The 26,667-nt window shown below is 72.4% G+C and carries 25 protein-coding genes; 12 read left to right on the top strand and 13 right to left on the bottom strand.

Features of this window, described 5'->3' with window-relative positions; translation table 11 throughout:
• Positions 1-3: 3 nt before the first annotated feature.
• Both ACE3QY_RS09765 and ACE3QY_RS09760 read right to left on the bottom strand, forming a co-directional pair.
• Positions 4-2,556, bottom strand: coding sequence for an MMPL family transporter (locus ACE3QY_RS09765; RefSeq protein ID WP_374455816.1), 2,553 nt, complete (start codon positions 2,554-2,556; stop codon positions 4-6).
• Between the two features lies 1 nt (position 2,557).
• Positions 2,558-3,199: a TetR/AcrR family transcriptional regulator gene (locus ACE3QY_RS09760; protein WP_374455815.1), complete on the bottom strand. Its 642-nt coding sequence runs from the start codon at positions 3,197-3,199 to the stop codon at positions 2,558-2,560.
• A 202-nt stretch (positions 3,200-3,401) separates the two neighbouring features.
• On the opposite strand from ACE3QY_RS09760, the gene ACE3QY_RS09755 reads away from it, so the two are divergent.
• Entirely contained in the window at positions 3,402-3,956 is a 555-nt protein-coding gene (locus ACE3QY_RS09755; protein WP_374455814.1) for a hypothetical protein, read from the top strand.
• Here ACE3QY_RS09755 and meaB read toward each other — a convergent pair.
• Positions 3,947-4,906, bottom strand: a complete 960-nt coding sequence (gene meaB, locus ACE3QY_RS09750) for a methylmalonyl Co-A mutase-associated GTPase MeaB (RefSeq protein ID WP_374455813.1) — start codon at positions 4,904-4,906, stop codon at positions 3,947-3,949. The genes ACE3QY_RS09755 and meaB overlap by 10 nt on opposite strands.
• A 17-nt stretch (positions 4,907-4,923) precedes the next feature.
• Positions 4,924-6,105 (bottom strand): acetyl-CoA C-acetyltransferase, encoded by a 1,182-nt coding sequence (locus ACE3QY_RS09745; protein ID WP_374455812.1) that lies wholly within the window; start codon positions 6,103-6,105, stop codon positions 4,924-4,926.
• Between the two features lie 253 nt (positions 6,106-6,358).
• Here ACE3QY_RS09745 and ACE3QY_RS09740 point away from each other — a divergent pair, with 253 nt between their 5' ends.
• The 5 genes from ACE3QY_RS09740 (at position 6,359) to ACE3QY_RS09720 (ending at position 12,004) form a co-directional block, all read left to right on the top strand.
• On the top strand, positions 6,359-7,114 hold the full coding sequence (locus ACE3QY_RS09740) for a LamG-like jellyroll fold domain-containing protein (protein WP_374455811.1): 756 nt from the start codon (positions 6,359-6,361) through the stop codon (positions 7,112-7,114).
• Between the two features lie 65 nt (positions 7,115-7,179).
• On the top strand, positions 7,180-7,632 hold the full coding sequence (mce, locus tag ACE3QY_RS09735) for a methylmalonyl-CoA epimerase (RefSeq protein WP_374455810.1): 453 nt from the start codon (positions 7,180-7,182) through the stop codon (positions 7,630-7,632).
• 110 nt (positions 7,633-7,742) lie between these two features.
• On the top strand, positions 7,743-9,083 hold the full coding sequence (gene ccrA / locus ACE3QY_RS09730) for a crotonyl-CoA carboxylase/reductase (RefSeq protein ID WP_374455809.1): 1,341 nt from the start codon (positions 7,743-7,745) through the stop codon (positions 9,081-9,083).
• A 138-nt stretch (positions 9,084-9,221) separates the two neighbouring features.
• Complete coding sequence (locus ACE3QY_RS09725) at positions 9,222-10,664, top strand: hypothetical protein (protein WP_374455808.1); 1,443 nt, start codon at positions 9,222-9,224, stop codon at positions 10,662-10,664.
• Positions 10,665-10,690: 26 nt separating this feature from the next.
• The gene (locus ACE3QY_RS09720) at positions 10,691-12,004 is read left to right on the top strand and encodes an AI-2E family transporter (RefSeq protein WP_374455807.1); all 1,314 of its coding nucleotides are present in this window, start codon (positions 10,691-10,693) and stop codon (positions 12,002-12,004) included.
• On the opposite strand, the gene ACE3QY_RS09715 is transcribed toward ACE3QY_RS09720, so the two are convergent.
• A complete protein-coding gene (locus ACE3QY_RS09715; RefSeq protein WP_374455806.1) occupies positions 11,982-12,968 on the bottom strand; it encodes a DMT family transporter in 987 nt (328 codons plus the stop codon). The genes ACE3QY_RS09720 and ACE3QY_RS09715 overlap by 23 nt on opposite strands.
• A 47-nt stretch (positions 12,969-13,015) precedes the next feature.
• Between ACE3QY_RS09715 and ACE3QY_RS09710 the strand changes: the two genes are divergently transcribed.
• Positions 13,016-13,552 (top strand): CGNR zinc finger domain-containing protein, encoded by a 537-nt coding sequence (locus tag ACE3QY_RS09710; RefSeq protein ID WP_374455805.1) that lies wholly within the window; start codon positions 13,016-13,018, stop codon positions 13,550-13,552.
• Between the two features lie 28 nt (positions 13,553-13,580).
• On the opposite strand, the gene ACE3QY_RS09705 is transcribed toward ACE3QY_RS09710, so the two are convergent.
• From ACE3QY_RS09705 to ACE3QY_RS09695, 3 genes are all read right to left on the bottom strand, one after another.
• Positions 13,581-14,351: an alpha/beta fold hydrolase gene (locus ACE3QY_RS09705; RefSeq protein ID WP_374455804.1), complete on the bottom strand. Its 771-nt coding sequence runs from the start codon at positions 14,349-14,351 to the stop codon at positions 13,581-13,583.
• 108 nt (positions 14,352-14,459) lie between these two features.
• A complete protein-coding gene (locus ACE3QY_RS09700; protein ID WP_374455803.1) occupies positions 14,460-15,944 on the bottom strand; it encodes an MFS transporter in 1,485 nt (494 codons plus the stop codon).
• Between the two features lie 79 nt (positions 15,945-16,023).
• The gene (locus tag ACE3QY_RS09695) at positions 16,024-16,794 is read right to left on the bottom strand and encodes a hypothetical protein (protein WP_374455802.1); all 771 of its coding nucleotides are present in this window, start codon (positions 16,792-16,794) and stop codon (positions 16,024-16,026) included.
• Between the two features lie 225 nt (positions 16,795-17,019).
• On the opposite strand from ACE3QY_RS09695, the gene ACE3QY_RS09690 reads away from it, so the two are divergent.
• From ACE3QY_RS09690 to ACE3QY_RS09680, 3 genes are all read left to right on the top strand, one after another.
• The gene (locus tag ACE3QY_RS09690) at positions 17,020-19,443 is read left to right on the top strand and encodes a LuxR C-terminal-related transcriptional regulator (protein WP_374455801.1); all 2,424 of its coding nucleotides are present in this window, start codon (positions 17,020-17,022) and stop codon (positions 19,441-19,443) included.
• Between the two features lie 48 nt (positions 19,444-19,491).
• On the top strand, positions 19,492-19,953 hold the full coding sequence (locus ACE3QY_RS09685; protein ID WP_374455800.1) for a VOC family protein: 462 nt from the start codon (positions 19,492-19,494) through the stop codon (positions 19,951-19,953).
• Between the two features lie 85 nt (positions 19,954-20,038).
• Complete coding sequence (locus ACE3QY_RS09680; protein WP_374455799.1) at positions 20,039-20,575, top strand: hypothetical protein; 537 nt, start codon at positions 20,039-20,041, stop codon at positions 20,573-20,575.
• 27 nt (positions 20,576-20,602) lie between these two features.
• Here the strand turns inward: ACE3QY_RS09680 and ACE3QY_RS09675 are convergent, their stop codons facing one another.
• Together ACE3QY_RS09675 and ACE3QY_RS09670 are read right to left on the bottom strand one after the other, a co-directional pair.
• Complete coding sequence (locus ACE3QY_RS09675; protein ID WP_374455798.1) at positions 20,603-22,396, bottom strand: 3-hydroxyacyl-CoA dehydrogenase family protein; 1,794 nt, start codon at positions 22,394-22,396, stop codon at positions 20,603-20,605.
• 46 nt (positions 22,397-22,442) lie between these two features.
• The gene (locus ACE3QY_RS09670) at positions 22,443-23,549 is read right to left on the bottom strand and encodes a GNAT family N-acetyltransferase (RefSeq protein WP_374455797.1); all 1,107 of its coding nucleotides are present in this window, start codon (positions 23,547-23,549) and stop codon (positions 22,443-22,445) included.
• A gap of 38 nt (positions 23,550-23,587) precedes the next feature.
• Between ACE3QY_RS09670 and nucS the strand changes: the two genes are divergently transcribed.
• Entirely contained in the window at positions 23,588-24,274 is a 687-nt protein-coding gene (gene nucS / locus ACE3QY_RS09665) for an endonuclease NucS (protein WP_374455796.1), read from the top strand.
• Positions 24,275-24,359: 85 nt separating this feature from the next.
• Complete coding sequence (locus ACE3QY_RS09660) at positions 24,360-24,809, top strand: DUF952 domain-containing protein (RefSeq protein WP_374455795.1); 450 nt, start codon at positions 24,360-24,362, stop codon at positions 24,807-24,809.
• 3 nt (positions 24,810-24,812) lie between these two features.
• Here the strand turns inward: ACE3QY_RS09660 and ACE3QY_RS09655 are convergent, their stop codons facing one another.
• From ACE3QY_RS09655 to ACE3QY_RS09645, 3 genes are all read right to left on the bottom strand, one after another.
• Entirely contained in the window at positions 24,813-25,049 is a 237-nt protein-coding gene (locus ACE3QY_RS09655) for a hypothetical protein (RefSeq protein WP_374455794.1), read from the bottom strand.
• Between the two features lie 92 nt (positions 25,050-25,141).
• Complete coding sequence (locus ACE3QY_RS09650; protein WP_374455793.1) at positions 25,142-25,753, bottom strand: histidine phosphatase family protein; 612 nt, start codon at positions 25,751-25,753, stop codon at positions 25,142-25,144.
• On the bottom strand, positions 25,746-26,663 hold the full coding sequence (locus ACE3QY_RS09645; RefSeq protein ID WP_374455792.1) for an FAD-dependent oxidoreductase: 918 nt from the start codon (positions 26,661-26,663) through the stop codon (positions 25,746-25,748). Before ACE3QY_RS09645 ends, ACE3QY_RS09650 begins: the two co-directional genes overlap by 8 nt.
• Positions 26,664-26,667: the final 4 nt, after the last annotated feature.

The raw sequence follows: 26,667 nt of genomic DNA, 5'->3' as shown, positions 1-26,667 counted from the left end.
GGCTCACCCCACAGGGGCCAGCTCGCGCTCCGGCTCCACCTCGTCCTGCTCGGCCAGCCGGGCGGCGAGCGCCGCGCCCTCGACGTCGAGGTTCGGCAGCAGCCGGTCGAGCCACCGCGGCAGCCACCAGGCGCGGTCGCCGAGCATGGTGAGCACCGCGGGCGTGAACGTCATCCGGACCAGGAAGGCGTCGAGGAAGACACCGACCGCCAGGCCGAAGCCGATCGAGCGCGCCATGGTCATCTCGGCCCAGATGAAGCCGGAGAAGACCGCGACCATGATCAGCGCCGCCGCGGCGACGACCCGGGCGCCGGAGGTGAAGCCCTCCCGGACCGCCGTACGCGCGTCCCTGCCGTGGACGTACGCCTCGTGCATCCCGGAGACCAGGAACATCTGGTAGTCCATGGCCAGGCCGAAGAGGATGCCGATCAGCAGCGTGGGCATGAAGCTGAACACCGCTGACGGGTCGTGCACGTCGAATACCGACCCGAGCCAGCCCCACTGGTAGACCGCAACGATGGCGCCGAAGCTCGCCGCGACGGAGAGCAGGAAGCCCGCGGTCGCCACCAGCGGCACCAGGATCGAGCGGAACACGATCGTGAGCAGCACCAGCGAGAGCCCGATGACCATGGTCAGGTAGAGGGGCAGCGCACCGGCCAGGCGCTCGGAGACCTCGATGTTGGCCACGGTCGCACCGGTCAGGCCGAGCTCGACGTCGTCGCCGAGCAGCTGCTCGCCGGTCGGGTTCGCGTCGCCGACGACCTGGCGGAGGTCGAGCCAGGAGCTCTCCCGCACGGCCTCGCCGTCGGCGAGGCGGCGCAGGCCCTGCACCAGCTCGACGGTCGACTCCGCGGACGGGCCCTCGGCCGGGACGACCTGGAAGGCGATGGTGCGCCGGTCATCGCTCGTGCCGATCGGGAGCACCGACACGCGGTCGTCGACCGCCAGGACGGCGCGGGCGACCTTCGCCTCCTCGGCCACGACGTCGTCCTCCGCCACCGGGGCGTCGTACTCGGCGGCGAGGAGCAGCGGGCCGTTGCTGCCGGGGCCGAAGCTCTCGGCGACCCGCTCGTAGGCCTGGTAGGCAGTGGAGTCCTGCGGCTCGGAGGAGCCGTCGGGCAGGCCGAGGCGCATCGACAGCGCGGGCAGGGCGAGTACCAGCATCACGAGCGTGACGAGGGCGGTCGCCGCGCGCGGACGGCGGGTGACCACGCCGACCCAGCGCTGCGGCCACCCGTCGTGCGTCGAGGACGCCGGGCGGCGGCGCGACCGGCGCGGCACCGCGCGGCGGCCGACCAGCGACAGCAGCGCCGGCGTCAGGGTGAGCGCCACGAGGACGGTGACCGCGACGGTGAAGGCGGCCAGCAGTCCCATCTGCAGCAGCGTCGGGATGCCGGAGACGGCGAGGGCGGCGAGCGCGATCACCACGGTGGTGCCGGCCACGACGACGGCGGAGCCGGCGGTGCCGGTCGCCAGCGCGACGCTGGCGCGCAGCTGGTCCCTGGTCGGCACCGTGCCGTCGGCGGTCAGGTCGGCGAGCTGGCGGCGGTGGCGGTTGACGATGAAGAGGGCGTAGTCGATGCCGACCGCGAGGCCGAGCATCATGCCGAGGACGGGCGCCATCTGCTGGAGGTCGATCCAGTGGGTGGTGGCGACGCCCAGGGTCAGGCTCACGCCGACGCCGACGAGCGCGATGGCCAGCGGCAGGCCGGCCAGGACGAGCGAGCCCAGCATCACGAGCAGGACGACGCCCGCGACCGCGACGCCGATGACCTCGCCGATGCCACCCACCTCGCGGGTCATGGTCATCTCCTGGCCGTAGTCGGCCTCGATGCCGGCCTCGGCGAGGCGCTCCCCGGTCTCCGGCACGGCCTCCAGGACCGTCGGGTCGAGCTGCTGGGTCTGGGTGTCGAAGCGCACCTGGACCAGCGCCGTGGTGCCGTCGCGGCTGACGAAGGAGACGCCCTCGCCGGCCGAGCGCAGGTCGCGACCGGCGTGGTAGGCGTCCCAGCCCGCCGTGAGCTCCTCCTCCGCCTCGGCGAGCTGCGTACGACCGTCGGCGAGCTGCTGCTCGAGCGCGGGCGTGGCCCGGCCGGGGTGGTCGGCCAGGTAGTTCTCGAGGCCGATGAGCTGCGCGCGGCCGGTGTCGTACTGCTCCTGACCCTTGGTCAGCCGCTTCTCGGCCCGGGCCAACCGGTCGTCGGAGCCGTCGAGCTGGCGCTGCAGGGCGAAGGGGTCCATCACCTCGGTGACGTGGGGCAGGTCCTCCCACGCCGCCATGGTGTCGCGCAGTGCGGCCTTCTGCTCGGCGGTGAAGCCATCCTCGCTGTGCACGACGACGGTGCCGGTGCCGCCGGCCACCTGCGGGATCTCCCTGCCGAGCTCGTCGAGCACGCGCCCGAACTCGCTGTCCGGGATCTCGAACTCGTTGCTGAGCGGGCGCGACAGGGTGGCCATGCCGCCCACGGCGGCGGCCATCACCAGGAACCAGGCCAGCAGGACGGCGATCGGGCGACGGGCCGAGAACAGGCCCAGCCGGTGGAGCAGGGTTGCCACGTCAGTTCCCCCTGTCGGGACGTGCGGGAACGGCAGCGGCCTCGTCGAAGCCGGCGAAGAGGTGCTCCATGGCCCGGCGGATCCAGACCTTGTGGAGCTCGGCGGCATGCGCCTCGTCGGACGAGGCGGACACGGCCAGGCGGGTCACCGCGCAGAGCGCGCCGAACGAAGCGGCTGCCAGGCTGGCGACGTAGATCGGGTCGGCGTCCTCGCCGAGACGGCGCCGGAGGCCCTCCTCGAGGGCCGCGCGCTGGCGGTCCTCGAACTCCAGGAGGAAGCGGCGGGTCGCGGTCGACCGGCCGGCCGCCCGCTCCAGCTCACGGGCCTGGGCGAACACGGGGCCGTCGATCATCGCCTCGAGGACGACCAGGGCCGAGGTGCGCAGCGGCTCGTCGGCGGGCCGGTCCACGATCGCGTCGATCGTCTCGACCGTGGCCGCCTCGAGCGAGGCCGTGAGGACGTCCTCCACGCGCGGGAAGTAGTTGAACAGGGTGCGGCGCGAGACGCCGGCCACCTCGGCGATCCGGTCCGCGGTGAGCTCCTCGAGCCCCTCCTCGACCAGCACCTGGATGGCGGCTGCCGTGAGGGCCGCGCGGGTCTCCACCTTGCGGCGCTCGCGGACGCCGGCGGCTTGGAAGGTCATTCCTGCACCATAGTGCAACTATGCACCGTGGTGCAAGTAAAGGGCTAGACCGAGTAGGTGGTTCTCCGAATAGCGCGCGGATATCCCCGCGCCGGGCAGCCGTGGCTGGTTACGGTTCACCCACAAAGGCAACGACCTCTCCACAAAGGGACGTGCGCGCGCCGCCTCGGCTCCGTCGCCCCTCGTCCAGGAAGGACCCACCGTGACGACCGCACGGATCGCGCCCCCCTCCCGACGGCCCGCCACGTCGTGGTCCGGCCGCGCCTCCGACTTCCGTCGCGAGCAGGTCAGGGCCCGCGGGCCCGTGCCCGTCATCGACGGCGCCACCGGTCCGGTCGACTCCGCGGGCCGGGTGCCTGCCGGCACCGGTGCGGTCCTGGGCACCGTGGACGAGGTGTGGCAGTCGCTGGTCGCCGTGCTGGACGAGCTGGACGCGCCGTCCTCGGCCCTGCTCTGCACCGCCGACGGCTTCCCGATCGTGGGCCACGGCTACTGCAGGGCCGACCTCGTCCCGGCCGCCCGGCTGACCGGGAAGATGTTCGCTGCCCACGGCCCCGAGACGGGCCACGACCCGCAGGCGGTCGAGAGCGTGGCCCTGACGTCAGGCCCGACCCAGACCGTGATCGCCTCGATCCCCTCCGGACAGGGCCACCACCTGCTCTCCATCACCGCCGACGGCGTCAGCCTGCCCATCCTGCAGGCGTGGACGACGTACGCGGCCGTCGAGCTCCGCGAGCTGCTGGCTGCTCAGCCCTGAGCCAGCAGCTCGTCAGCGGCGGCATAGGGGTCCACGTCCCCTGACACCACCCGGCCGGCGAGCCGGTCGAGGTCGGCGCTGCCGCCGGCCGCTCCCCAGCGCTCGCGCAGGGCGTCCAGGGCGATCGCCTCGACCTCGCCCCGCGCCCGCGTCGTACGCCGACGCGCCAGCTCGCCCGACTCCGCCAGCCAGGCGGCGTGCCGGTCGACCTCGGCCAGCAGCTCGTCGATGCCTTCCCCCGTGCTGGCCACGGTCTGGAGCACGGGTGGCCGCCAGGCTCCGTCACGGCGCTCGGCCAGGGACAGCATGGTGCGCAGCTCGCGTCGGGTGCGGTCGGCGCCCTCGCGGTCGGCCTTGTTGACGGCGTACACGTCGCCGATCTCGAGGATGCCCGCCTTGGCGGCCTGGATGCCGTCGCCCATTCCGGGGGCGAGCAGCACGAGCGTGGTGTCGGCCAGCCCGGCCACCTCGACCTCGCTCTGCCCCACGCCAACGGTCTCGACGATCACCACGTCGCACCCCGCGGCGTCCAGCACCCGCACGGCCTGCGGCGTCGACCGGGCCAGGCCGCCGAGGTGACCGCGCGCGCCCATCGAGCGGATGTAGACGCCCTCGTCGAGGGCGTGGTCGCCCATCCGCACGCGGTCGCCGAGCAGCGCTCCCCCGGAGAACGGCGACGACGGGTCGATGGCCAGCACGCCGACCCGCCTGCCGGCCCGTCGCATGGCCGCGACCAGCGCGTTGGTGGACGTCGACTTCCCGACGCCGGGCGCACCGGTGATGCCGAGGACGTGGGCCCCGCCCGCGTGCTCGCGGAGGGCGGACATCACCTCGCGCAGCAGCGGGGAGGCGTCCTCGACCAGCGTGATCAGGCGCGCGACCGCGGCGGGCTCACCCCGGCGCGCCCGCGCGACCAGGTCGGGGACCGCGACGGCACCCCGCGGGGCCACGCGCGTCACCGGGTCCGTCAGGCGGGGACGCGGATGATCAGGGCGTCACCCTGCCCGCCACCGCCGCACAGGGCGGCGGCACCGACGCCACCGCCGCGTCGCTTCAGCTCGAGGGCGAGCGTCAGCACGATGCGCGCGCCGGACATGCCGACCGGGTGGCCGAGCGCGATGGCGCCGCCGTTGACGTTGACCTTGTCCTGGTCGACCCCGAGCTGACGCGCCGACTCGATGCCGACGGCGGCGAAGGCCTCGTTGAGCTCGAAGAGGTCGATGTCGGAGACCTCGATGCCCTCCTTCGCGGCCGCCTTGGCGATCGCGTTGGCCGGCTGGAGCTGGAGCGAGGAGTCGGGCCCGGCGACCTGGCCGGAGGCGCCGATCTCGGCGATCCAGGTGAGGCCGAGCTCCTCTGCCTTCGTCTTGCTCATCACGACCACGGCGCAGGCGCCGTCGGAGATCTGCGAGGCCGAGCCGGCGGTGATGCTGCCGTCCTTGGCGACCGGGCGGAGGCCGGCGAGCGACTCGACGGTCGTGTCGCCGCGCACCCCCTCGTCCTCGGCCACCGTGATGTCGCCCTTGCGGGTCGAGATGGTCACCGGGACGACCTCGTCGTCGAAGAGGCCGTTCTTCCAGGCGAGGGCCGCACGCTGGTGCGACTGGGCCGAGAACGCGTCCTGCTCCTCGCGGGTCAGGTTGGCGCCGGCGGCGTTGCAGCCGTCGGTCAGGTTGATCATCGCCTGGTGGGTGAACTGGTCGTAGAGGGCGTCGTAGGCCATCGAGTCGACCAGCGCGGTGTCGCCGTACTTGAAGCCCTCGCGGCTCTTGGGCAGCAGGTGCGGGGCCTGGGTCATCGACTCCATGCCCCCGGCGACGACGACGTCGTGCTCGCCGGCGCGGATGAGCTGGTCGGCCATCGCGATGGCGTTGATGCCCGAGAGGCACACCTTGTTGATGGTGATCGAGGGGACGTCCATCGGGATGCCGCCCTTGACCGCGGCCTGGCGGGCGGTGATCTGGCCGGTGCCGGCCTGGATGACCTGGCCCATGATCACGTAGTCGACCTGGTCGCCCGTGACGCCCGCCTTGTCCAGGGCGCCCTTGATGGCGACGCCGCCGAGGTCGGCCGCCGACTGGTCCTTGAGCCCGCCGAGCAGGCGGCCGATCGGGGTGCGTGCACCGGCAACGATCACGGAAGTGGTCATGGGTTTCCTCCAGGCGTACGGGGTGGGTCCGGCAGACGTGCTGCTCCTTCGGACGATACCCACCAGCGTGGCGGGTTCGGCAGGGGTTAGCGACCCTTCACCTGTGAGGCACACGTCACACCCCGCCCCACCCATGTGGGCTCACCAAAATGAGGGAGCGCGCCAGCACGACGCACCACGCGGGTCACGTGGGTGGTGGTCTTGTCCCACACCCGCGGCCTCGGGGCCGATCCGACGTTCCCGAGGAGCGCCCATGTCACGAGTCCGCCGCACCCTGACCTCCGCCGTCGCGCTGGCCACGGCCGCACTGCTCGGCACCGTCCTCGCCGCGCCGCCCGCGAGCGCGCGCGCCGGCGGCGTGGGCGGGCTCTGGCTCTTCGACGAGGGCTCGGGCCAGGTGGCCTACGACCTCTCCTTCAACGGCAACCGCGGCCAGCTCGGCACCACTGCGGGCGCGGACGCCGCCGACCCGACCTGGGTCCAGCTCCCCCGCCTGCTGTTCCTCAAGCGCGCCGCGCTCCGCTTCAACGGCGCGCAGAGCGTCCGGATGGCCGACGCGCCCTCGCTGGAGCCGGACGGCGTCACCGTGCTGGCCCGGGTGCGCAGCACCGGTCCCGGCGCGTTCCGCTACGTCATGTCGAAGGGGGCGTTCCAGTGCGAGAACGCGTCCTACGGCCTCTTCACCGGCGGTGACGGCGGGCTCGTCTTCTACGTCTCCGACGGGACCACGGTGTTCCGGTCGGCCGACGCGGGCGCGGCGATCTGGGACGGGAGCTGGCACACCGTGATGGGCGCCTTCGACGGCCAGTCCATCCGGCTCTGGGTCGACGGCCGGCAGGTGGGCGCCGCTGCCCCCGCGGCAGCGAACGTCTACTACGGCATGCCTAACGGCGACGACTTCTACGTCGGGGACTACGGCGGCCCGTGCGCCAGCCCGCTCGGCTTCATCGGCGACATCGACGCCGCCGCCGTGCTCGGCACGTACGACCGCGCCGCCAGCCTGGGCTGACCGGTCGGGAGTGGCGACGGTCACACCCCCTCGCCCCCGGGCGCGCCGTCGTACACGATGTGCCCATGACCCCCGACCTGCCTGCTGACGTGCACCACCTCTTCACCGCGATCGACCACGTCGGCATCGCGGTCCCCGACCTCGACGAGGCCATGGCGTTCTACCGCGACGCCTACGGCATGACGGTCCTCCACGAGGAGACCAACGAGGAGCAGGGCGTCCGCGAGGCGATGGTCGGGGTCGGCGACTCCGGGTCGTGCATCCAGCTGCTCGCCCCGCTGACGTCCGAGTCGACGATCGCGAAGTTCCTCGAGCGCAACGGCCAGGGCATCCAGCAGCTGGCCTTCCGCGTCGAGGACGTGGAGCACGTCGCCGACGTGCTGCGCGAGCGCGGTCTGCGCCTGCTGTACGACGCGCCGAAGCGCGGCACGTCGGACAGCCGCGTGAACTTCATCCACCCCAAGGACGCCGGCGGCGTGCTGGTCGAGCTGGTCGAGCCCGCCGCCCACGGCCACTGAGCCCCGCCGACGCGAGGTATCTCACACCTCCACCCGCGCGAGGTTACTCGCCGGTATCTTCGCCCCGATCGACGCCACCGATGCCTCACACCTGATTGCAGGAGACACCAGTGCAGAACATCCTCGAAGCCATCCAGTCCGGCAACGCCACTTCGGAGGACTTCGCCAGCCTCGAGCTGCCCGAGTCCTACCGCGCCGCCTTCGTGAAGAAGGACGAGGTCGACATGTTCGAGGGCCTCACGGCGAAGGAGAAGGACCCGCGCAAGTCGCTCCACGTCGACGAGGTGCCGCTCCCCGAGCTCGGCCCCGGCGAGGCCTTCGTGGCCGTGATGGCCAGCGCCATCAACTACAACACCGTGTGGACCTCGATCTTCGAGCCCGTCTCCACCTTCGGCTTCCTGGAGCGCTACGGCCGCAACTCCGAGCTGACCAAGCGCCACGACCTGCCCTACCACGTGGTCGGCTCCGACCTCGCCGGCGTGGTGCTCAAGACCGGTCCCGGCGTGACCAAGTGGAAGCCGGGCGACCGCGTCGTCGCCCACTGCCTCTCGGTCGAGCTCGAGGGCCCTGACGGCCACAACGACACCATGCTCGACACCGAGCAGCGGATCTGGGGCTTCGAGACCAACTTCGGCGGCCTGGCCGACGTGGCGATGGTCAAGGCCAACCAGCTGATGCCCAAGCCCGAGCACCTCACCTGGGAGGAGGCCGCCTCCCCCGGCCTCGTGAACTGCACGGCGTACCGCCAGCTGGTCAGCAAGAACGGCGGCGACATGAAGCAGGGCGACAACGTCCTGATCTGGGGCGCCTCCGGCGGCCTCGGCGGCTTCGCGACGCAGTACGCCCTCAACGGCGGCGCCACCCCGGTGTGCGTGGTCTCCAACGAGGAGAAGGCCCAGATCGCCCGCAGCATGGGCGCCGAGCTGATCATCAACCGCTCGGAGGAGGGCTACAAGTTCTGGAACGACGAGGGCACCGAGCAGGACCCGCGCGAGTGGAAGCGCTTCGGCGCCCGCATCCGCGAGCTCACCGGCGGCGAGGACATCGACATCGTCTTCGAGCACCCGGGCCGGGAGACGTTCGGCGCCTCGGTGTTCGTCACCCGCAAGGGCGGCACCATCACCACCTGCGCGTCGACCTCGGGCTACATGCACGAGTACGACAACCGCTACCTGTGGATGAACCTCAAGCGGATCATCTCCAGCCACTTCGCCAACTACCGCGAGTCGTGGGAGGCCAACCGCCTCATCGCCAAGGGCAAGATCCACCCGACCCTGTCGCGGACCTACACGCTGGACGAGGTCGGCCAGGCCTCGCTCGACGTCCACCAGAACGCCCACCAGGGCAAGGTCGGCGTGCTCTGCCTCGCGCCGGAGGAGGGCCAGGGCGTCCTCGACCACGAGATGCGCGCGCAGCACGAGAGCGCGATCAACCGGTTCCGGGGCGTCTGACCCACCCCTTCGGGGCTGTTCTGAGATTGCTCACACCCCGGTTCGCGGCTCGTCCGCGAGCCGGGGTGTGTTTGTTCCACGGCATCGGAGAGACTGGCACCTACGCAGTCCGTACGACGTGAGAGTGGGTGTCGCAGCATGAGCTCCGACCAGGGCCTGTCCATCTTCGACGAGCCGGAGTCCTCCGACGACGCGGCCGAGGAGACCCAGGTGCTCCCGGTGACACCGAAGGACGAACCCGCCGCCGCGGCCGCGAAGTCGGCCGGGAAGCCGGCCGCGAAGCCTGCCGAGGCGCCCGCGAAGGCGGGGGCCGCGAAGCCCGCACCCTCGAAGACCGAGGCCCCGGCGACGACGCCCGTGGAGAAGACGGCTGAGAAGCCGGCCGAGAAGCCGGCCCAGCCGGCCGCCGCGAAGCCGACCGAGCAGCCCGCGCCCCGCACGACCCCGGACCAGGAGGCGACCGTCAAGGCCCCGGTGATCCCGCCGCCCGCGCCGGCTGCCCAGGCTCCCGCGCCCGCCCGGGCGACGACCCCGGCGCCCACCCCGGCGGCCGCCCGCCCGGCCGCCCCAGTCCCCCCGGCTGCCGCAGCGGCACCGCTGCCGCAGGTGCGCCGCGGTGGCTACGACCGGACCGCGGTCGACCAGCGGGTCGGCCAGCTCATGTCGGAGAAGTCCGGCCTGGCCACCAGCCTCGCGAGCAGCGAGGAGCGGGTGATCGAGCTCGAGTCCGAGCTGGGCCGCCTGCGCGCCGAGCTCGAGGAGAACACCAACCCGACCTACGCCGGTCTCGGCGGCCGGGCCACCTCGATGCTCAAGCTCGCCGAGGACGAGTCCAACGACGTGCGCACGGCCGCCCGCCGCGACGCCGACGAGATCCGCCGCGCCGCCGGTCGCGACGCCGAGAGCATCCGCGCCGACGCGGCCCGTGAGGCCGACGACATGCGCATGGTCCAGCTCAAGGAGCTGGACGAGATGCGCGCCCGGCTCACCGCCGACGCGGAGACCGAGCGCTCGCTGGCCAAGGCCGAGGCGGACGACATCCTGGCCGCGGCGCGACGCGAGGCCGACCAGCTCCGGCTGGCCGCGCAGCAGGAGACCAACGAGATGCGCACCACCGCCACCCGCGAGGCCGAGCAGGCCCGGGCGGCGGCGGACCGCGAGGTCCAGGAGGCCAGGCGCACGCTGGCGGTGGAGAAGGAGCGGCTGACCCGCGAGGCGGCCGAGCACCACAGCAACGCCACCGCGGAGACGCAGCGCCTCGTCGTCGAGGCCGAGGACCGCGCCACCGCGGCCGAGCAGCGGGCGCGCGAGGCGACGGCCCAGGCCAACACGCACCGGTCCCAGGCCCAGAGCGAGGCCGAGGGCCTGCTCAGCCGGGCCCGCCGCGAGGCCGAGCAGATCGTGGCCTCCGCCCGCACGCAGGCCGACTCGATCACCGCGACGCGACAGGCCGAGGCCGAGCGCGAGCTGGCGAACATCCAGTCGGAGGTCGAGCGCGTGACCAAGCGCCGCGACGCCATCACCGCCCAGCTCGGTGCACTGCGCGACGTGGTCGCCGGCTTCGGCGAGGACGAGTCCTGAGCTGGCGCTCTCGGCTGCGGGAGGCCGTGGCACCCCGCGACGCCGAGCACGAGGTGCCCGCGGCCGCCCAGACGCGGGCGGACGGCGATGCGTCCGCCGCTCACGGAGCCGCGCACGAGGCAGCCCAGCAGGTCGTGGAGCAGGCCAGCGACCACGCCGACCGTGCCGAGGCGGCAGCCGAGTCGGCGGAGGAGTCCGCGCAGTCCGCTGCCGACATCGCGGAGAGGATCGACGATGCCACCGACCTCGTGGTCGACGAGGCGGCGCCCGCGCCGTACGTCCCCGTGGAGCCGGCGGCCCAGCCCTCGCAGCTGCTGCGCCACTCCCCCTTCAACATCGGCTTCTTCGGCGCCTTCGGCGCACTCATCGCGGTGTTCCTGTCCCAGCAGCTGCTGAGCATCTCCTCGATCCTGGTGCTGCTCGTGATGTCGATGTTCCTCGCGATCGGCCTGAACCCCGTCGTCGAGTTCTTCATGCGCCGGGGCATCCGGCGCGGGCTGTCCGTGCTGCTGGTGCTCGTCGTGGTCATCAGCGTCCTCGCGCTGTTCGTCGTCGCCGTGGCGCCGGTGATCAGCGAGCAGATCGCGCAGATCACCCGCAACGCCCCTGGATGGCTCGACGACCTCCAGGCCAACAGCCAGGTCCAGAAGCTCGACGACAAGTACGACCTCATCGCCAAGGTCCGCGACTACATCCAGAACGGCGACTTCGGCGAGCGCGTGTTCGGCGGCGCGCTCGGCGTCGGCCTGAGGGTGCTCAGCGCCCTCACCAACAGCCTCATCGTGCTGGTGCTGATGATCTACTTCCTGGCCTCGCTGCCGAGCATCAAGCACGCGGCGTACTCCCTGGCCCCGGCGTCGAAGCGCCCCCGGGTCAGCGACCTGGGCGACCGCATCATCCGCTCCACGGGCGCCTACGTCGCGGGCGCGTTCCTCGTCGCCCTGTGCGCGGGGATCAGCACGCTGCTGTTCTCGTTCGTCGTGGGCCTGGGCGACTACGCGTTCGCTCTGGCCTTCGTGGTGGGGCTGTTCTCGCTCATCCCGGTCGTCGGCGCCTTCGTCTCAGGGGCGATCATGACGCTGCTCGGGCTGACGGTCTCCCCCACCGTGGCGCTCGTCGCGCTGGTCTACTACCTCGCCTACCAGCAGATCGAGTCGTACTTCATCTACCCGCGGATCATGAAGAAGTCGGTCGACATCCCCGGCTCGGTCACGGTCGTGGCGGCGCTGGTGGGCGGCTCGCTCATGGGCGTCGTCGGCGCGCTGCTCGCGGTGCCCACCGCGGCGGCACTGCTGCTGCTGCACCGCGAGGTGTTCCTCAAGCGGCAGGACGCCCGCTGAGGGACTCGGGCTCCGGCTCGGGCAGCGGCTCGACGACGAGGGACGCGCGGCCCTCCCCGAGCTTGACCACCACGACGCCGGCGAGCACCAGCAGGCCACCGGCCAGCTGGATCGGCCGCGGCAGCTCGCCGAGGAGCAGCCACGCCCAGACCACCGCGGCCAGGACCTCGCCGAGGGCGACGAACGACGCGAGGCGGCTGCCGAGGCGGCGTCCCGCCGCGATGCCGGTGACGTAGGAGAACGCCGCGGTGACCAGGCCCAGCAGCACCACCGGGATCCACCACGCCACCGCCCGGCCGTCGTAGACCGCGTCCGCGGTGGAGGCGTGGAAGGGCAGGATGCCCGTGGCCCCGGCGACCAGCAGGACCACGCCGCCGACCAGCAGGCCGCCGGCGGCCAGGGAGATCCCCGGCAGGCCGTTGTCCTCGTCGGCGGAGATCACGAAGTACGTCGCCGCGCCGACCATCGCGCCCAGCGCCCACAGCACGCCGGCCGTGCTCAGCTCGGCACCGGAGACGACGTCGAGCACGAGGACCAGCCCAGCGGCGGCGATCGCCGCGCCCAGCAGGGTGAGCGCCGAGGGCCGGTGCCCGTGGCGCAGCCAGAGCCACACGACGACGGCGACGGGCGCGGTGTACTCCAGCAGCAGCGCCACGCTGACCTGCATGTAGGTGACGGCGTAGAAGTAGCACAGCTGCGCGCCGGCCACGGCCGCCAGGCCGTAGACCAGGACCAGCCCGGCGTTGTCACGCACCAGGTGCCACCGGCCCCGGAGCGCCAGCGCGCCCGGGACGACCAGCACGGCGGCGGCGATGGCGATGCGCAGGCCCACGGTGGCGCCCGCGCTCCAGCCCGTGTCGAGCAGGCCGCGGGCGAGTGCACCCGACAGGCCGAACGACGTCGCGGAGGCGACGGCCAGCACCAGGCCGGCCGCGGTGCGGGACGAGGTGACGTCATGGGTCATAGCGCTCACGGTCATGACATTAGGGCGGACTCATGTAATGTGTCAACGTGCTTTTCACGGATGACACCGACGCGGCCCTCCAGGCGGCCGTGGCGCTGGCCAACTCGACCGACGAGCCCGGCCAGCCGCTGGGGTCGGTCGACGACCTGTCGGCCTTCCTGGTCGGGTGGTCCTACACCGGGCGCCACGACGCGACACCTGCCGAGCTCGATGCCGTACGCCGGCTCCGGCCCGCGCTGCGGGGCCTGCTGCTGGCCGAGCGCGACGAGGCCGCCGAGATCGTGAACACGATGCTGGCCCGGGCGAAGGCACTCCCCCAGCTCCAGCGGCACGACCAGTGGGACTGGCACCTGCACGCGGTCGACCCCGACCGCCCGCTCGAGGAGCGCGTGGTGGTGGAGACCGCGATGGCCATGGTCGACGTGATCCGCGCCGACGAGATGTCGCGCCTGGCCCGCTGCGCCGCCGAGGACTGCGAGGACGTCGTCCTCGACCTGTCCCGCAACCGCTCGCGCCGCTACTGCTCCACCACCTGCGGCAACCGCGAGGCCGTGGCCGCCTACCGGGCCCGCCAACGCTCCTGACCCCCGTCCTGGGACCGGCTGCGCAGGGTCAGGGCAGGAAGCGGCGCATCACCTCGAGGAACACCTGCGGCTGCTCGGAGTGCACCCAGTGGCCCGCGCCCTTGACCAGCACCCGCCGGTTGCGGGGGAAGCGGCGGTCCATCTCGCCGCCGGACTCGTCGCTGATGTAGTCGGAGTCGGCTCCGCCCACCCACAGCACCGGTCCGTCGTACGTCGCCTCGCCGAGCTCGGCGTCGGGCCACCCGACCAGCCCCGCCATCTCCTCCCCGAGCAGCTCGAGGTTGACCTGCCACTGCCAGCCGTCGTCGGTGCGGCGGAGGTTCTGCAGGAGGAAGCTGCGCACGACCGGGTTGGGCACGGCCTCGCGCAGCGCCTCCTCCGCCTCGTCGCGGCGCTCGATGGTGGTGAGGTCGAGCCCGCGCATGGTCTCGATGTAGCCGACGAACTCCCGACCGCTGTCGTAGGCCACCGGGGCGATGTCGACGACGGCGAGCCGCTCGACCAGCTCGGGGTGCCGCAACGCGAGGCACATCGCGATCTTGCCGCCCATCGAGTGACCGACCAGGGCGAGCGCCCCCTCGGGGCGCAGGGTGTCGGCGACCTGGTCGGCGAGGTCGAGGTAGTCGAACGTCTCGGTCCACGGCGATCGGCCGTGGTTGGGCATGTCGACGAGGACCACCCGGTGGTCGGCGCTGAGCGCCTTGGCGATCTGGGTCCAGTTCTTGCCCTGGCCGAAGAGCCCGTGGCAGAACGCGACGGTCGGGCCGTGGTCGCCGAGGACCGTGGTGTGCAGGCTCACGGCCCCATCCTCGCAGTGCTCAGGTCGCGACGACCGACCCGTCCCCGGTGGTGTGGGGCTGCCGGTCGCGGTGGCCCTCCGTAGACGACTCGGGCGGTGGCATCGGGCTCATGCTCGGCTCCTCTCGGCCTGGTCCGTCTGGTTGTCGGCCCGGTCCTCGGCGGTGAGCGGCTGCGCGATGTCCTCGAGCGACTGGCCCTCGGCCTTGACGCCCAGGAAGATCTCGACGATGCCGCCGGCGATCATCAGGGCGGCGCCGATGAAGTAGCCGATCGCGATGCCGGTGATGTCGCCGTCGCTGCTCGCGTCCTCGATGAGCCGGCCGAACAGGAGCGGGCCGGCGATGCCGCCCGCGGCCGTGCCGATCGCGTAGAAGAAGGCGATGCACAGGGCGCGGGTCTCCATCGGGAAGATCTCCGAGGCGGTGAGGTACGCCGCGCTGGCACCGGCCGAGGCGAAGAAGAAGGTCACCGCGCCGAACATCGTGAGCGTCACCGCGCTCAGGTCGCCGAGCAGCACCCCCGCGACCGCCAGCAGGATCCCGGACACGATGTAGGTGCCGGCGATCATCCGCACCCGCCCGATGGTGTCGAAGAGCGGGCTCAGCACCAGCGCGCCGATGAAGTTGCTGGCCGCGAAGATCGCGAGGTACCAGCCGGTCTGCGTCACGTCGAGGAAGGTGCTGAGGGTGTCGCCGTAGGTGAAGAAGAAGGCGTTGTAGAGGAAGGCCTGGCCCACGAACAGCGAGAAGCACAGGATCGTGCGCCGCGGGTACATCGTGAAGACGGTCCTCGCGATGAGGGCCAGGCTGATGGTCTTGCGCTGCCGGATGGTGATCGTGTCGTCGACGTCGTGCAGCTCGACGCCCGTCTCGTCGACGACCGTCCTCTCGATGTCGCTCACGACGCGCTCGGCCTCGTCCTCGCGCTCGTGGATGAAGAGCCAGCGCGGGCTCTCCGGCACGTGGCGACGCACCACCAGGATCCCGACTGCGAGGATCGCGCCGAGGGCGAAGGCGGCCCGCCAGCCCCAGCTCGGGTCGACCACGTTGGGGTCGAGGAGCGGGATGGTCAGGAGCGAACCCAGGGCGGCGCCCACCCAGAACGAGCCGTTGATCGCCACGTCCACCCGACCGCGGTACTTCGCAGGGATCAGCTCGTCGATGGCGGAGTTGATGGCGGCGTACTCGCCGCCGATGCCGGTGCCGGTCAGGAAGCGGCACGCGAAGTACCACGCCGGGTTCATCGAGAACGCCGTCAGCACCGTGGCCACCGTGTAGACGCCGAGGGTGATGAGGAAGAGCTTCTTGCGGCCGAACCGGTCGGTGAGCTGGCCGAAGAACAGCGCGCCGACGCAGGCCCCGGCGACGTACATCGCGCCGGCCAGGCCCACGTCGGAGCTCGACAGGCCGAGGCCGGTGTCACCCGGCTTGAGCGCCTCCGACATCGAGCCGACGATCGTCACCTCGAGGCCGTCGAGGATCCACACGGTGCCCAGGCCGATGACCACGAGCCAGTGCCAGCGGGCCCACGGGAGGCGGTCCATCCGTGCGGGGATGTCGGTGGTGATGGTGCCTGTCTCGACTCCGGCCATGCCTTCGGACGCTAGACCGGTCCTCGGGGGTCGAGCACACCCCTGAGGACGAAGGGTCCGGGTGGGGTCGGAGGTCGGCTCAGAAGTCGAAGCCGTCGAAGCCGTCGAACATGCCGCCGATGCCGTCGCCGATGCCGCCGAACATGTCGCCGATGCCCTCGCCGATCGCCCCGATGCCCTCGCCGAGGCCGTCGAACCCGCCGCCGAAGAGCATGCCCATGAACATCCAGTCCATCGGGCTGAAGGCGCCGAAGTAGCCCGCGGCGTAGGGCTGGTAGGCGCGGCCGCCCTGCCAGTACGGCACCCGGCGGGAGCCGACCATGACCTTGCGGATGTCGGGCTCGGCGCCGGCGCGGACGCGCTCCACGTCGAGGGCGCAGGCCGGCACGTCGCGCGAGGCGCCGCCCGGCGGCGTCCAGGGGACGTCGGCGACCGACAGCCCGTGGCGCGGGTCGAAGAAGCACGGCGGACGGCGCTGCGGCAGCGGCTCACCGGCCACCCGGGCACGCACGCACGCCATGGCATAGCGGCCGTCCTCGAGGATCTCGGTGACGTGCTTGACGTCCTCGGGCCGGGTCAGCCCCGCGGCGGCGGCCTTGGCGGACTCGTAGGCGTCGAGCGCCCGCTGGTAGTCGGCGTTGGCACCGGGGTCGAGCTCCTGCCCGGCCAGGTCGATGTCGAGGTCCTGGAGCTCGACGCCGAGGGCGGTGACGTCCTCCTCGGCGAGCTTCTTCACCGGCGCGACCTCGGCCTCCGCCCGGGCCAGCTCGCGCTTCTTGCCCGACCTCCCGGCTCCCACCGCGACCGCGGTGAGGCCGCCGAGGACGACGAGCAGGAGGACGATTTCCATGGCCACAGCGTACGCAGCGGGCGCAACTGCCGGGCAACGCGAAGAGCAGGTCGCGCGTCGACCCCCGACGACGTGCGACCTGCTCTCGAGAAGCGGCCGGGCAGCGGGACCCTCCCCTGTGCGGTCCCGCCGCTCTCGGCGTGAGAGAAGATTCCCGCGAAAGGGCGGGTGTCGGCATCCGTAGTCCTACCTATCTCACCTACGTAAGCCGATAGATTCGGACTCGTGCTGTCCCCGTGCCTCGGTCGAGACGACGTCCAGCGTGCGCTGAGCGAGGCGATCGACGAGTCGCGCTGGGTCACCGTGGTCGGTCCTCCCGGAAGCGGGAAGACCCTGCTGGTGCGCCACGCCGCCCAGGCGGCTCCCGCGTCGTGGGTCGACGCGCGCAACCTGCGCACGCTCGACGACGTGCTCGTGGCCGCGCTCGAGAGCCTCGAGTCGGAGACGGCGCCGGGCGACTCGCTGACCGGCGCGCTGGGCCGCGCCGTCGACGGCCGGGACACCCTGCTCGTCCTCGACGGGCTCGACCTCGACGCGACCGACGCCGGACCGGTGCTGCAGTCGATGCTGGAGAGCACCAGCGACGCGCGCGTGGTGGTGACGGCGCGGACCACGGCCGGGCAGCCCTACGAGTCCGTCGTACGCGTCGGGCCGCTGCCGGTGCCCACCCCGCGCTCGCCGCTGGAGGGCCCGGCCGTCGAGCTGTTCCTCCGCCGCATCCGCTCGGCCGGTGGCCAGCAGGTGGACCTCGCCGCGCAGGCCCACGAGGTGCGCCGGCTGCTGAGCGCCACCGGCGGCCTCCCCCTGCTGATCGAGCAGGTCGCCGTGCAGTCCGCGCTGGTCGGGCTCAGCAACGCGATGTCCACGGTCAGCCTGGACCAGGCGGTCGACTCGGCGCACGACCTCCTCGACGAGGCCAGCGCCACCGCGCTGCGCCGGATCGGGCTGCTCGACTTCCCGGTCGGTCTGGGGGTCCTCGCCGAGGTGCTCGACGTGCCGGTGCCCGAGGCCGCGGAGCTGACCGGCGGCCTCGTCCGGCGCAGCCTGCTCGAGGTCGACCAGCACGGGCGGTTCGACATGCTCTCCCCGATCCGCGGACGGGCGCGCGTGCTGGCCGGGGCCGATGACGCCGCGGCGGTCGACGCGGGCCTGCTGCGGTGGGCCGAGGGCAACGCCCCCGAGCACGACAACTTCGGCGCGGCCGACGCGGAGTGGCTGCGCGACCTCCCGGCCATGCGCCATGCCGTGCTGGCTGCGTGCGCCAACCCGGAGACGCGCGCCGACGGCTACTCCGTCGCCAACCGGATCTACTCCTCGCTCTACACCTCCATGCGCACGCGCGAGGCGGTCGAGATCATGGAGGGCGCGCTCGCCAGCGGCGACGGACCGCCGGGGATCGGCGCCCAGATGGCCCGGCGCGCCGGCATCGCCGCGTCGGAGATGCGCGGCACCTACGAAGGGCTCTGGCTGCTCGACCGCGCCGACCAGCACGCGTCCTCCGCACCGCGGCCCGAGGAGCAGCTCGCCAAGACCGCCTCGATCCGCGCAGAGATGCACCTCGACGCCGGCGACCTCGCCCGCGCAGAGAGCGAGGCGCTGCGGGCCATCGAGCTCGATCCCGAAGGGTCGATGCGCCGCCAGGCGACCCGCACCCTCGCCGATCTGTACACCTCGCAGGGGCGCTTCGCCGAGGCCACCCGGGCCGCGGGCGAGGCGATGCCCGCCCGCACCGGGGGCGACGAGCGCTGGATCGACCTCTCCCTCCGCACCCTGCTGGCCCGCATCGCGCTCGAGCAGGGACGCATCGCCGAGGCGGTCGCCGGCACCCGTGCCGTGGTGGCCGAGGCCCGCGAGCTCGCCGAGGACCGCGTCGGGCTGCTCGCGGAGACGCTGCTGCGTGGCCTCGACCCGACGTTCGAGCCCACCGAGGTGGTCCGCGAGACGCTGCCCTGGGCGGTCCGGCTGCCGGTGCTGGCGCAGGACGGCCGCGACCTGCTGCGCCGCGGGGAGTCCCGCCAGGCCGCCGGGCTCGCCGCCGACGTGGTGGCGCTGGCCGACTCCGCGCGGCTGGGTCGTGACGGCGTCGAGGCGCGGCTGCTGCTCGGGCGGGCGCTGGTGGAGCTCGGCGACCTCGACCAGGCCACGACGACGTACCTCACCGCGCTCGACCACTGCCGCACGATGCGGCTCCCGCTCCGCGCGGCCGACGTGCTCGACGGCCTTGCCGGGGTGGCCCGTGCCCGCGACCTGCCCGAGGCGCGGGCGCTCGCGGCCGCCGCCTTCGCGCTCCGCACGCCACGGATGGCGGTGCGCTGGGGCTACTCCGCCGACTACGACATCGCCCCGGGCACGGCGCCCGCGGAGTGGCTCGACGGCGACGAGCTGTCCGCCGAGGCGGTGCCGCTGATCACCGCGGTCTTCAACCGCCCCGCGACGGCGCCGCCGTCGGTGCTCGACGCGCTCACCGCGGCCGAGCGCCAGGTCGCCGAGCGGGTCGCGCACGGCCTGACCAGCCGCAAGATCGCCGAGGAGCTCTTCGTCTCCCCCCGCACGGTCGACGCGCACCTCACCCACATCTACCGCAAGCTCGACATCAACACGCGGGCGCGCCTCGCGGCCCTGGTGATGGAGCAGTCGCAGCGCCTCTGACGCCTACCGGGACCCCACTGTCGGTGGCGTGTGCGCATGATGGCCCGCATGAGCCGGACCATCCAGGTGACCTTCGACGCCCACGACCCGCAGGCCCTCTCCCGCTTCTGGGCCGAGGCGATGGGCTACGTCAACCCACCCCCGCCCGGGCGTGAGCTCGAGCCGGGCCAGGACCCGTTCGACGCGTGGCACGCCTTCCTCGCCGAGGTCGGGGTGCCGGAGTCGGAGTGGAACTCCGCGTCCGCGGCCGAGGACCCTGACGGCGAGGGGCCCCGGCTGTTCTTCCAGCGCGTGCCGGAGGGCAAGACGGCCAAGAACCGCGTGCACCTCGACCTCAGGGCGGCGCCCGGGCTCCAGGGCGAGGAGCGGATGTCCGCCCTGGAGGCTGAGTGCGAGCGCCTCGTCGCCCTGGGCGCCACCCGGGTGGAGCGGCACGAGCCGGCTCCGCCGATGACCGCCGGGCACCTCGTGATGACCGACCCCGAGGGCAACGAGTTCTGCCTGGACTGACCAGCCCTGACCGGCTGGCCCTCACGTGGTTCACTTGTCGACGAGCGATGCTCGCTCGCACACCGCACCGAGGGAGGGCGGTCGCATGACGGAGTCGACGACCCGCGACAGCGGTCCGGCCGCCTCGCGGCGTGCCCTGCTCGGCGCCGCCTGGACGGCGCCGGTGGTCGTCGCCGCCAGCACGGCCCCCGCGTACGCCGCCTCCGCTGCTGCCTCGCTCGTGCTCGACACCTTCGCGGTCTACCCCGACGACTACAACGGTGCGTCGCCCAACCGCATCAAGACGCAGGTCCAGGTGCGTCGCGAGTGGTCCGCGACGGCTCCCGTGGTCACCAGCCTCACGGTGACGTTGTCGTTCCCCGGCACCTCGGCCGCCGGTGGCGCAGCCCTGTCGGTCACCGGCACCGGCTGGGCAGCGGGCAAGGTGACCGGCTCCAGCGACACCGTGTGGACCTACACGTTCACGTGGACCGGTGCGCTCACCAACGACGCCCAGTCGACCCCGGAGCTGACGTTCTCGGTCAAGCGTCGCAACGTGCCGACGACGAGCGCCTCCCTCACCGTCGTGGCCACGTCACCGCAGGCGACCTCCGCCAGCCGCACCATCACGGCGACCGTCTGATCCGGGGCCGCTCGGAGGCGGCGCGTCTCAGCGCGCGCTGTAGTCCCGGAAGCCGCGCCCGGTCTTGCGACCGAGGTAGCCCGCGGTGACCAGGTGCTCCAGCAGCGGCGCCGGCGAGAAGCCCGGCTCCCGGAACTCCAGGTAGAGCTCCTTCTGGATCGCCAGCGACACGTCGTTGCCGACCACGTCGAGCAGCTCGAACGGTCCCATCGGGAGCGCACAGCCCTGCTTCATCGCCGTGTCGATGTCGTCGGCGGTCGCGTAGTGCGCCTCGAGCATCTTGACGGCGTCGTTGAGGTAGGGGAAGAGGAGGGCGTTGACGATGAAGCCGGCGCGGTCACCGCACTTCACCGCCACCTTGCCGACCTGGTCGCAGAGCGCGAGGACGCTCTCGGTGACCGCCTCGTCGGTCGAGACGGTCGAGACCACCTCGACCAGCTTCATGATCGCGGCCGGGTTGAAGAAGTGCATGCCGATCACGTCCTGCGGACGCTTCGTCACCTTCGCCATCGCGATGATCGGCAGCGACGAGGTGGTGGTCGCCAGGATCGCGCCGGGCTTGCATATCTCGTCGAGGTTCTCGAAGAGGGTGGTCTTGATCGCGAGGTCCTCGGCGATCGCCTCGACCACGATGTCGACGTCCTTGAGGTCGTCCAGCGAGGTCGTGCCGCGCACCCGGCCGAGCACCTCGGTCTTCTGCTCCTCGGTCGCGCGGCCGCGCTGGATCTGCTTGTCGAAGTTCCTGGTGATCGTGGCGATGACGCCGTCGACCTTGTCCTGGCCGCGACCGGTGAACAGCACGTCGTAGCCCGCCTTGGCGAAGACCTCGACGATGCCGGAGGCCATCGTGCCGGTGCCGACCACGCCGACGAGCTTGATGTCGTGGCGCAGGCGGGGCTTGTCGTCCTCGCTGGGCGTGTGGGCGTCGGCCACCACGATCGGCGAGTCGGGGGCCTCGTAGGTGTAGAACCCGCGGCCCGACTTGCGGCCGAGCAGGCCCGCGGTGACGTACTGCTTGAGGATCGGGGCCGGGGCGTGCAGGCGGTCGCGACCCTGCTTGTACATCGTGTCGAGGATCTCGTAGGCCGTGTCGAGGCCGATCAGGTCGAGCAGCGCCAGCGGGCCCATCGGGTAGCCGCAGCCGAAGCGCATCGCGGCGTCGATGTCCTCGCGCGAGGCGTACTTGCCCTCGTACATCGCCACGGCGTGGTTGAGGTAGCCGAAGAGCAGCGTGTTGGCGATGAAGCCGGCCTTGTCGCCGCAGACGACGGGGTTCTTGCCGAGGTCGCGCAGCAGGCCCTGGACCTGCGCGAGCACCTCCGGCTCCGTGACGACCGTGCGCACGATCTCGACGAGGTTCTGCACCGGAGCCGGGTTGAAGAAGTGGACGCCGACGACCCGGCCCGGCTTGGAGTTGGCCGTGGAGATCTCGGTGACGCTCAGTGACGAGGTGTTGGTGGCGAGCACGGCGTCGTCGCGGACGATGCCGTCCAGCGTGCGGAAGATCGACTTCTTGACCTCGAGCGACTCGACGACCGCCTCGACGACGAGGTCGGCCTTGGCCAGGTCCTCCATCGCGGTGGTGAGGGTGATCCGGCCCAGCAGCTCGGCCTGCTGCTCCCCGGTCATCTTCTCGCGCTTCACCGCGCGTCCGGTGGAGTGCTCGAGGTGCTGGCGGCCCCGCTCGAGCCCCGCGTCGTTGAGCTCGACACCGATGACGTCGTAGCCGTTGCGGGCGAAGACCTCGGCGATGCCGGCACCCATGGTGCCGAGGCCGATCACGCCGACGGTGGTGAACTCACGAGTAGCCGTCTCAGTCATGGACGCATGCTCCCACGCCTCCTCGCCCGTGCGGGTGTGGCAACCGTCACGTCGACGTCGGCTCCCCCGGACGTACGACGACGACCTCGTCGCCGGGACGCACCGGGCCCGGGCGCACCACCCTCGCGCAGAGGCCGCGCAGCCGGCGGGGCTTGCCCTCGGGGCCGTTGACGAAGGTCAGCGCGTCCTTGCCGAAGCGGGCGATGAACTTGCCGCACCCGTTGTGCGGCTGGTCGGTCACCACGATCACGGCACCGGCCGGGCCCCCGATGTGGAGCTCGCTCCACGCCGGCAGGTTCGCGTGCGAGAGGTCGAGATCGACGAACATCTGGTCGCCGGCGAGCTGCTCGCGCCCGGGGTCCTGCGCGAGGAACTCCACGAGCCGGTGGTTCATCAGGTTCAGCTGCATGTCGGGGTGCGCCGAGCCGTCCGGCGTACGACGGCTCCCTCGGGTCGCCCAGGTGTCGCCCACCAGGCCCTCGGTGACGTCGAGGTGGCCGACCTCCAGCACCTCGCGCTCCCCCGGACCGGGCCGCCGGACCACGGCCCGCAGGACGCCCACGTCGCGCGGGGACCCGTCGACGGCCGGCAGGAACGCAGCGATGTCGGCGGTGCTGCGGTGCCTCCTGAGCGTGCGGCGCATCCAGGTGCGGCGGCCGTGGCGGCCGAGGCCGAGCTGCTCCTCGGCCGCCGAGATGGCCAGCTGGGTGGCGGTCATCGGCTCGTCGGCGGCGACCTCGGTGAATCCGTGCCGGGCGTAGAACGGAGCGTTCCACGGCAGGTCGGCGTACGTCGTGAGCGTGAGGGCGCCGTGGCCCTTGACCGCGGCACGCTCCGCGGCCGCGTCCAGCAGCGCGGCGCCGATCCCGCGGCGGCCGTGGTCGGGGTGCACGGACAGCTGGTCGAGGTGGGCGTGGGACTCGAGGTCGCGGACGTGGGCGAAGCCGACGACCGGGTCGCCTGCGACCAGGATGAAGCCCGGCTGGGCGGCCCGCTCGTGCCCGCTGACCGCGGGCGAGGCCAGGGCGTCACCCGTCAGGTCGCCCAGCACCTCCTCGAACATCGGCAGCCCGGCGTCCTCGATCGCCGCGAGCAGGGGCAGGTCGCGCGCCCGCGCGGGGCGTACGGCGTGGTCGGTCGGGTGGTCGGTCACGGGGTCACTGTAGATTCGCCCGTCGTGAGGCTGTATTCATGAGGTTGGTCGTCGCACGCTGCCAGGTGGACTACGCCGGACGGCTCTCGGCCCACCTGCCGCTCGCCACCCGCGTCCTGATGCTGAAGTCGGACGGGTCCGTGCTGATCCACTCCGACGGCGGCTCCTACAAGCCGCTGAACTGGATGTCGCCCCCGTGCACCGTGCGCGAGGGCGTCGCTGAGGACGGCCGGCCCGAGTGGCTGGTGACGGCGGCGAAGTCCGACGACACCCTGCGCATCCTCATCGACGAGGTGCTGCACGACAGCTCGCACGACCTCGGCGTCGACCCCGGCCTGCAGAAGGACGGCGTCGAGAAGCACCTCCAGGAGCTGCTGGCCGAGCACCCCGCGACCCTCGCGGACGGGCTGTCGCTCGTGCGCCGCGAGTACATGACCGCGATCGGCCCGGTCGACCTGATGTGCCGGGACGCCGACGGCCTCTCGGTCGCGGTGGAGATCAAGCGGCGCGGGGAGATCGACGGCGTCGAGCAGCTCACCCGCTACCTCGAGCTGCTCAACCGCGACCCGCTGCTCAGCGCCAAGGGTCCGGTCCGCGGCATCTTCGCGGCCCAGGAGATCAAGCCCCAGGCCCGCGTCCTCGCCACCGACCGCGGCATCGCCTGCGCCCTCGTCGACTACGACGCCCTCCGCGGCATGGACGACGCCGAGCACCGGCTGTTCTGAGCCCGGATGGACTTCCACTCCTGCGGGCGGAATTCCATCGGGCGCGCGACCCTCGGGTACCGGGCCATGTCGCTACCCTCGCACGGTGACCGCGAGCCAGCCCGAGCGCATCTTCCACATCGCGACCGCCGCGGACTGGCGCAGGGCGCTGGAGACCGACACCTACACCACCTCGACCGTGGGCGTGAGCCTCGAGGAGGAGGGATTCATCCACGCGAGCCGGCGCGACCAGGTGCAGGGGGTGTTCGACCGCTACTACCGCTCGATCGGCGAGGACCTGGTCCTGCTGACCATCGACACCGCCCGCCTGGAGTCGGAGGTGCGGGTCGAGCCGGTGGGCGACGACACCTACCCGCACGTCTACGGCCCGATCAACCGCCGGGCCGTCGTCGACGTCGCGCCGCTGAGCCGGAAGGGCGCAGTGGAGACGGTGACCACGCTGTGGGTCAAGGAGATGGCGCGGCGGATGGGCATCGCCCTGGCCGTGATGGCAGTGATCGCGGTCGTCGTGCTGGTCGCCCAACGTCTGGGGTGAGCCTCAGGCGGCCTTCGCGGCCTTCTTGCCCTTCTTGCCGCCCTTGGCGGTGACGACGTCGATCTTCACGAGCTTGCGCTTCTTGACCGTGTAGCCGGCCGGAAGGGTGCCTTCCTTGAGCATGCGCAGCGGGCAGCGGTTGCACTTCGTCGATGAGACGCAGCACTTCTTCTTCGGCAGCTTGGCGACCTTCACCGCCTTGCCGGCCTTCTTCGAGGAACCGCACTTGGACTTGCCCACGCGCGGCACCCTACATGAGGGTTAGGGAAGCCTTACCTAGTGTCTTGCCTAGTGTCGACCCAGGGTGTCCCCACCCGGGTCTCGCCCAGCCGTCAGTCGAGCGTCGCCCCGGCCCAGGAGCGTGCCACCCAGCCGTCGGCGTCGGCCTCGAGGGCCACCACGCCGCCGTTGGGCATCGGCAGGTCGCGACTGTGGCTCATCGAGAGGTTGCGGGCCAGTGCGGAGAGCGCCATGCACATGACGCCACCGTGGCTGACCACGAGCACGGCCTCGCCACGGTGGGTGTCGGCGATCTCCTCGAGCACGGTCCGGTAGCGCTCCAGGACCTCGTCGCCGCTCTCCCCGCCCGGGATCCGGGCGTCGAGGTCGCCTTCGAGCCAGGCGGCGAAGGTCGCGGCGAACGGGTCGGGGATCCCGGTCGTCCCGGCAGCGTCACCGACACCGAACTCGCGCAGGCCCTTGCGTACGACGACGTCGACGCCGAGCTGTGCGGCGACGATCTCCCCGGTCTGGACGGCACGCGCCATGTCGCTGGTCCACACGTGCGAGATGCGCTCGGGGGCCATCTCGGTGCCCAGCCGTCGGGCCTGCTCGCGCCCCAGCGGGCTGAGCCAGCCGCCGGCGTCGCTGAGCAGCTCGCTCTCGTAGAGGGCCTCGCCGTGCCGGGCCACGAAGACCCGGGCGGCGCACTGGAGGTCAGTCACCGGCCAACCCCACCACGTCGTCGGCGCAGCCCCACGAGAGGGTGACCCCGGCGCCGCCGTGGCCGTAGCAGTGGATCACCTCGCCGACCCGCTCGATCCTCACCTCCGGGCGCGCCGGTCGCAGCCCGACCTTGTGCCGCAGCACCCGGGCGCCCTCCAGCTCCGGGACCAGCGCCGTCGCGCGGTGCAGCACCTCCTCGGCGACGGCCGGGTCCGGCGTGCGGCTCCACTCACCCTCCACGTCGGTCCCGCCGACGACGATCTCGGCCGCGCGCGGCACCACGTACGTCAGTCCGCTGCCGTCGAGCGTCCAGCGGTCGAGGCCGACCTGCTCCAGGACGACGACCTGTCCGCGGACCGGGTGCACCGACGGGTCGGCGCCGAAGTGCCGCCCGCCGAGGCCCGTCGCGTTGACGACGAGCGTGCCGTCGTCAGGGAGCGAGGAGAGGTTCATCCGGGTCAGCGTGCCGCCCAGCGCCTCGACCCGCGCCACCAGCCAGCGGAGGTGGACCGGCATGTCGATCACCGGTGCGACGAACGTCCAGCCGTCGGCGTACCCCGGCGGCAGCGAGGTCTCCCGGTCCAGCGAGGGCACCGCCCCGCGCCACCACGGGTCGGGCTGGTGGTCGCGGAGGACCTCCGTGCCGGTGAGCATCCGGACGCCGCTCCGCTCGTCGGCGGCCAGCTCCTCGAAGGCCCCGTACGCCGCCTTCGACCAGGCCGTCACGCGGTCCTGGGGCAACGCGCGGTAGGGGTACCAGAGCGCCGCCGCGATCGCGGACGTCGTCTCCAGCGGCAGGTCGCGGGCCACCACGTCGACGCGGTGCCCGGCCTCGAGCAGCCTGATCGCACACGTCAGCCCGACCACGCCGGCGCCGACCACGATCACGCGCTGCTCGGAGGTGGGCATGACC

Origin of the sequence: Nocardioides sp., assembly GCF_041913365.1 — a bacterium.
Lineage (GTDB): Bacteria > Actinomycetota > Actinomycetes > Propionibacteriales > Nocardioidaceae > Nocardioides.
Note: the sequence above shows the minus strand (reverse complement) of the source record. Positions and strands in the feature narration are given on the sequence as shown.

Bases quoted from the DNA above. Each gene is read 5' to 3' on its own strand.
- ACE3QY_RS09760 (WP_374455815.1), bottom strand. From the start codon at position 3,199: ATGACCTTCCAAGCCGCCGGCGTCCGCGAGCGCCGCAAGGTGGAGACC.
- ACE3QY_RS09745 (WP_374455812.1), bottom strand. From the start codon at position 6,105: ATGACCACTTCCGTGATCGTTGCCGGTGCACGCACCCCGATCGGCCGC.
- ACE3QY_RS09740 (WP_374455811.1), top strand. From the start codon at position 6,359: ATGTCACGAGTCCGCCGCACCCTGACCTCCGCCGTCGCGCTGGCCACG.
- mce (WP_374455810.1), top strand. From the start codon at position 7,180: ATGACCCCCGACCTGCCTGCTGACGTGCACCACCTCTTCACCGCGATC.
- ACE3QY_RS09725 (WP_374455808.1), top strand. From the start codon at position 9,222: ATGAGCTCCGACCAGGGCCTGTCCATCTTCGACGAGCCGGAGTCCTCC.
- ACE3QY_RS09715 (WP_374455806.1), bottom strand. From the start codon at position 12,968: ATGACCCATGACGTCACCTCGTCCCGCACCGCGGCCGGCCTGGTGCTG.
- ACE3QY_RS09700 (WP_374455803.1), bottom strand. From the start codon at position 15,944: ATGGCCGGAGTCGAGACAGGCACCATCACCACCGACATCCCCGCACGG.
- ACE3QY_RS09695 (WP_374455802.1), bottom strand. From the start codon at position 16,794: ATGGAAATCGTCCTCCTGCTCGTCGTCCTCGGCGGCCTCACCGCGGTC.
- ACE3QY_RS09685 (WP_374455800.1), top strand. From the start codon at position 19,492: ATGAGCCGGACCATCCAGGTGACCTTCGACGCCCACGACCCGCAGGCC.
- ACE3QY_RS09680 (WP_374455799.1), top strand. From the start codon at position 20,039: ATGACGGAGTCGACGACCCGCGACAGCGGTCCGGCCGCCTCGCGGCGT.
- ACE3QY_RS09675 (WP_374455798.1), bottom strand. From the start codon at position 22,396: ATGACTGAGACGGCTACTCGTGAGTTCACCACCGTCGGCGTGATCGGC.
- nucS (WP_374455796.1), top strand. From the start codon at position 23,588: ATGAGGTTGGTCGTCGCACGCTGCCAGGTGGACTACGCCGGACGGCTC.
- ACE3QY_RS09645 (WP_374455792.1), bottom strand. From the start codon at position 26,663: ATGCCCACCTCCGAGCAGCGCGTGATCGTGGTCGGCGCCGGCGTGGTC.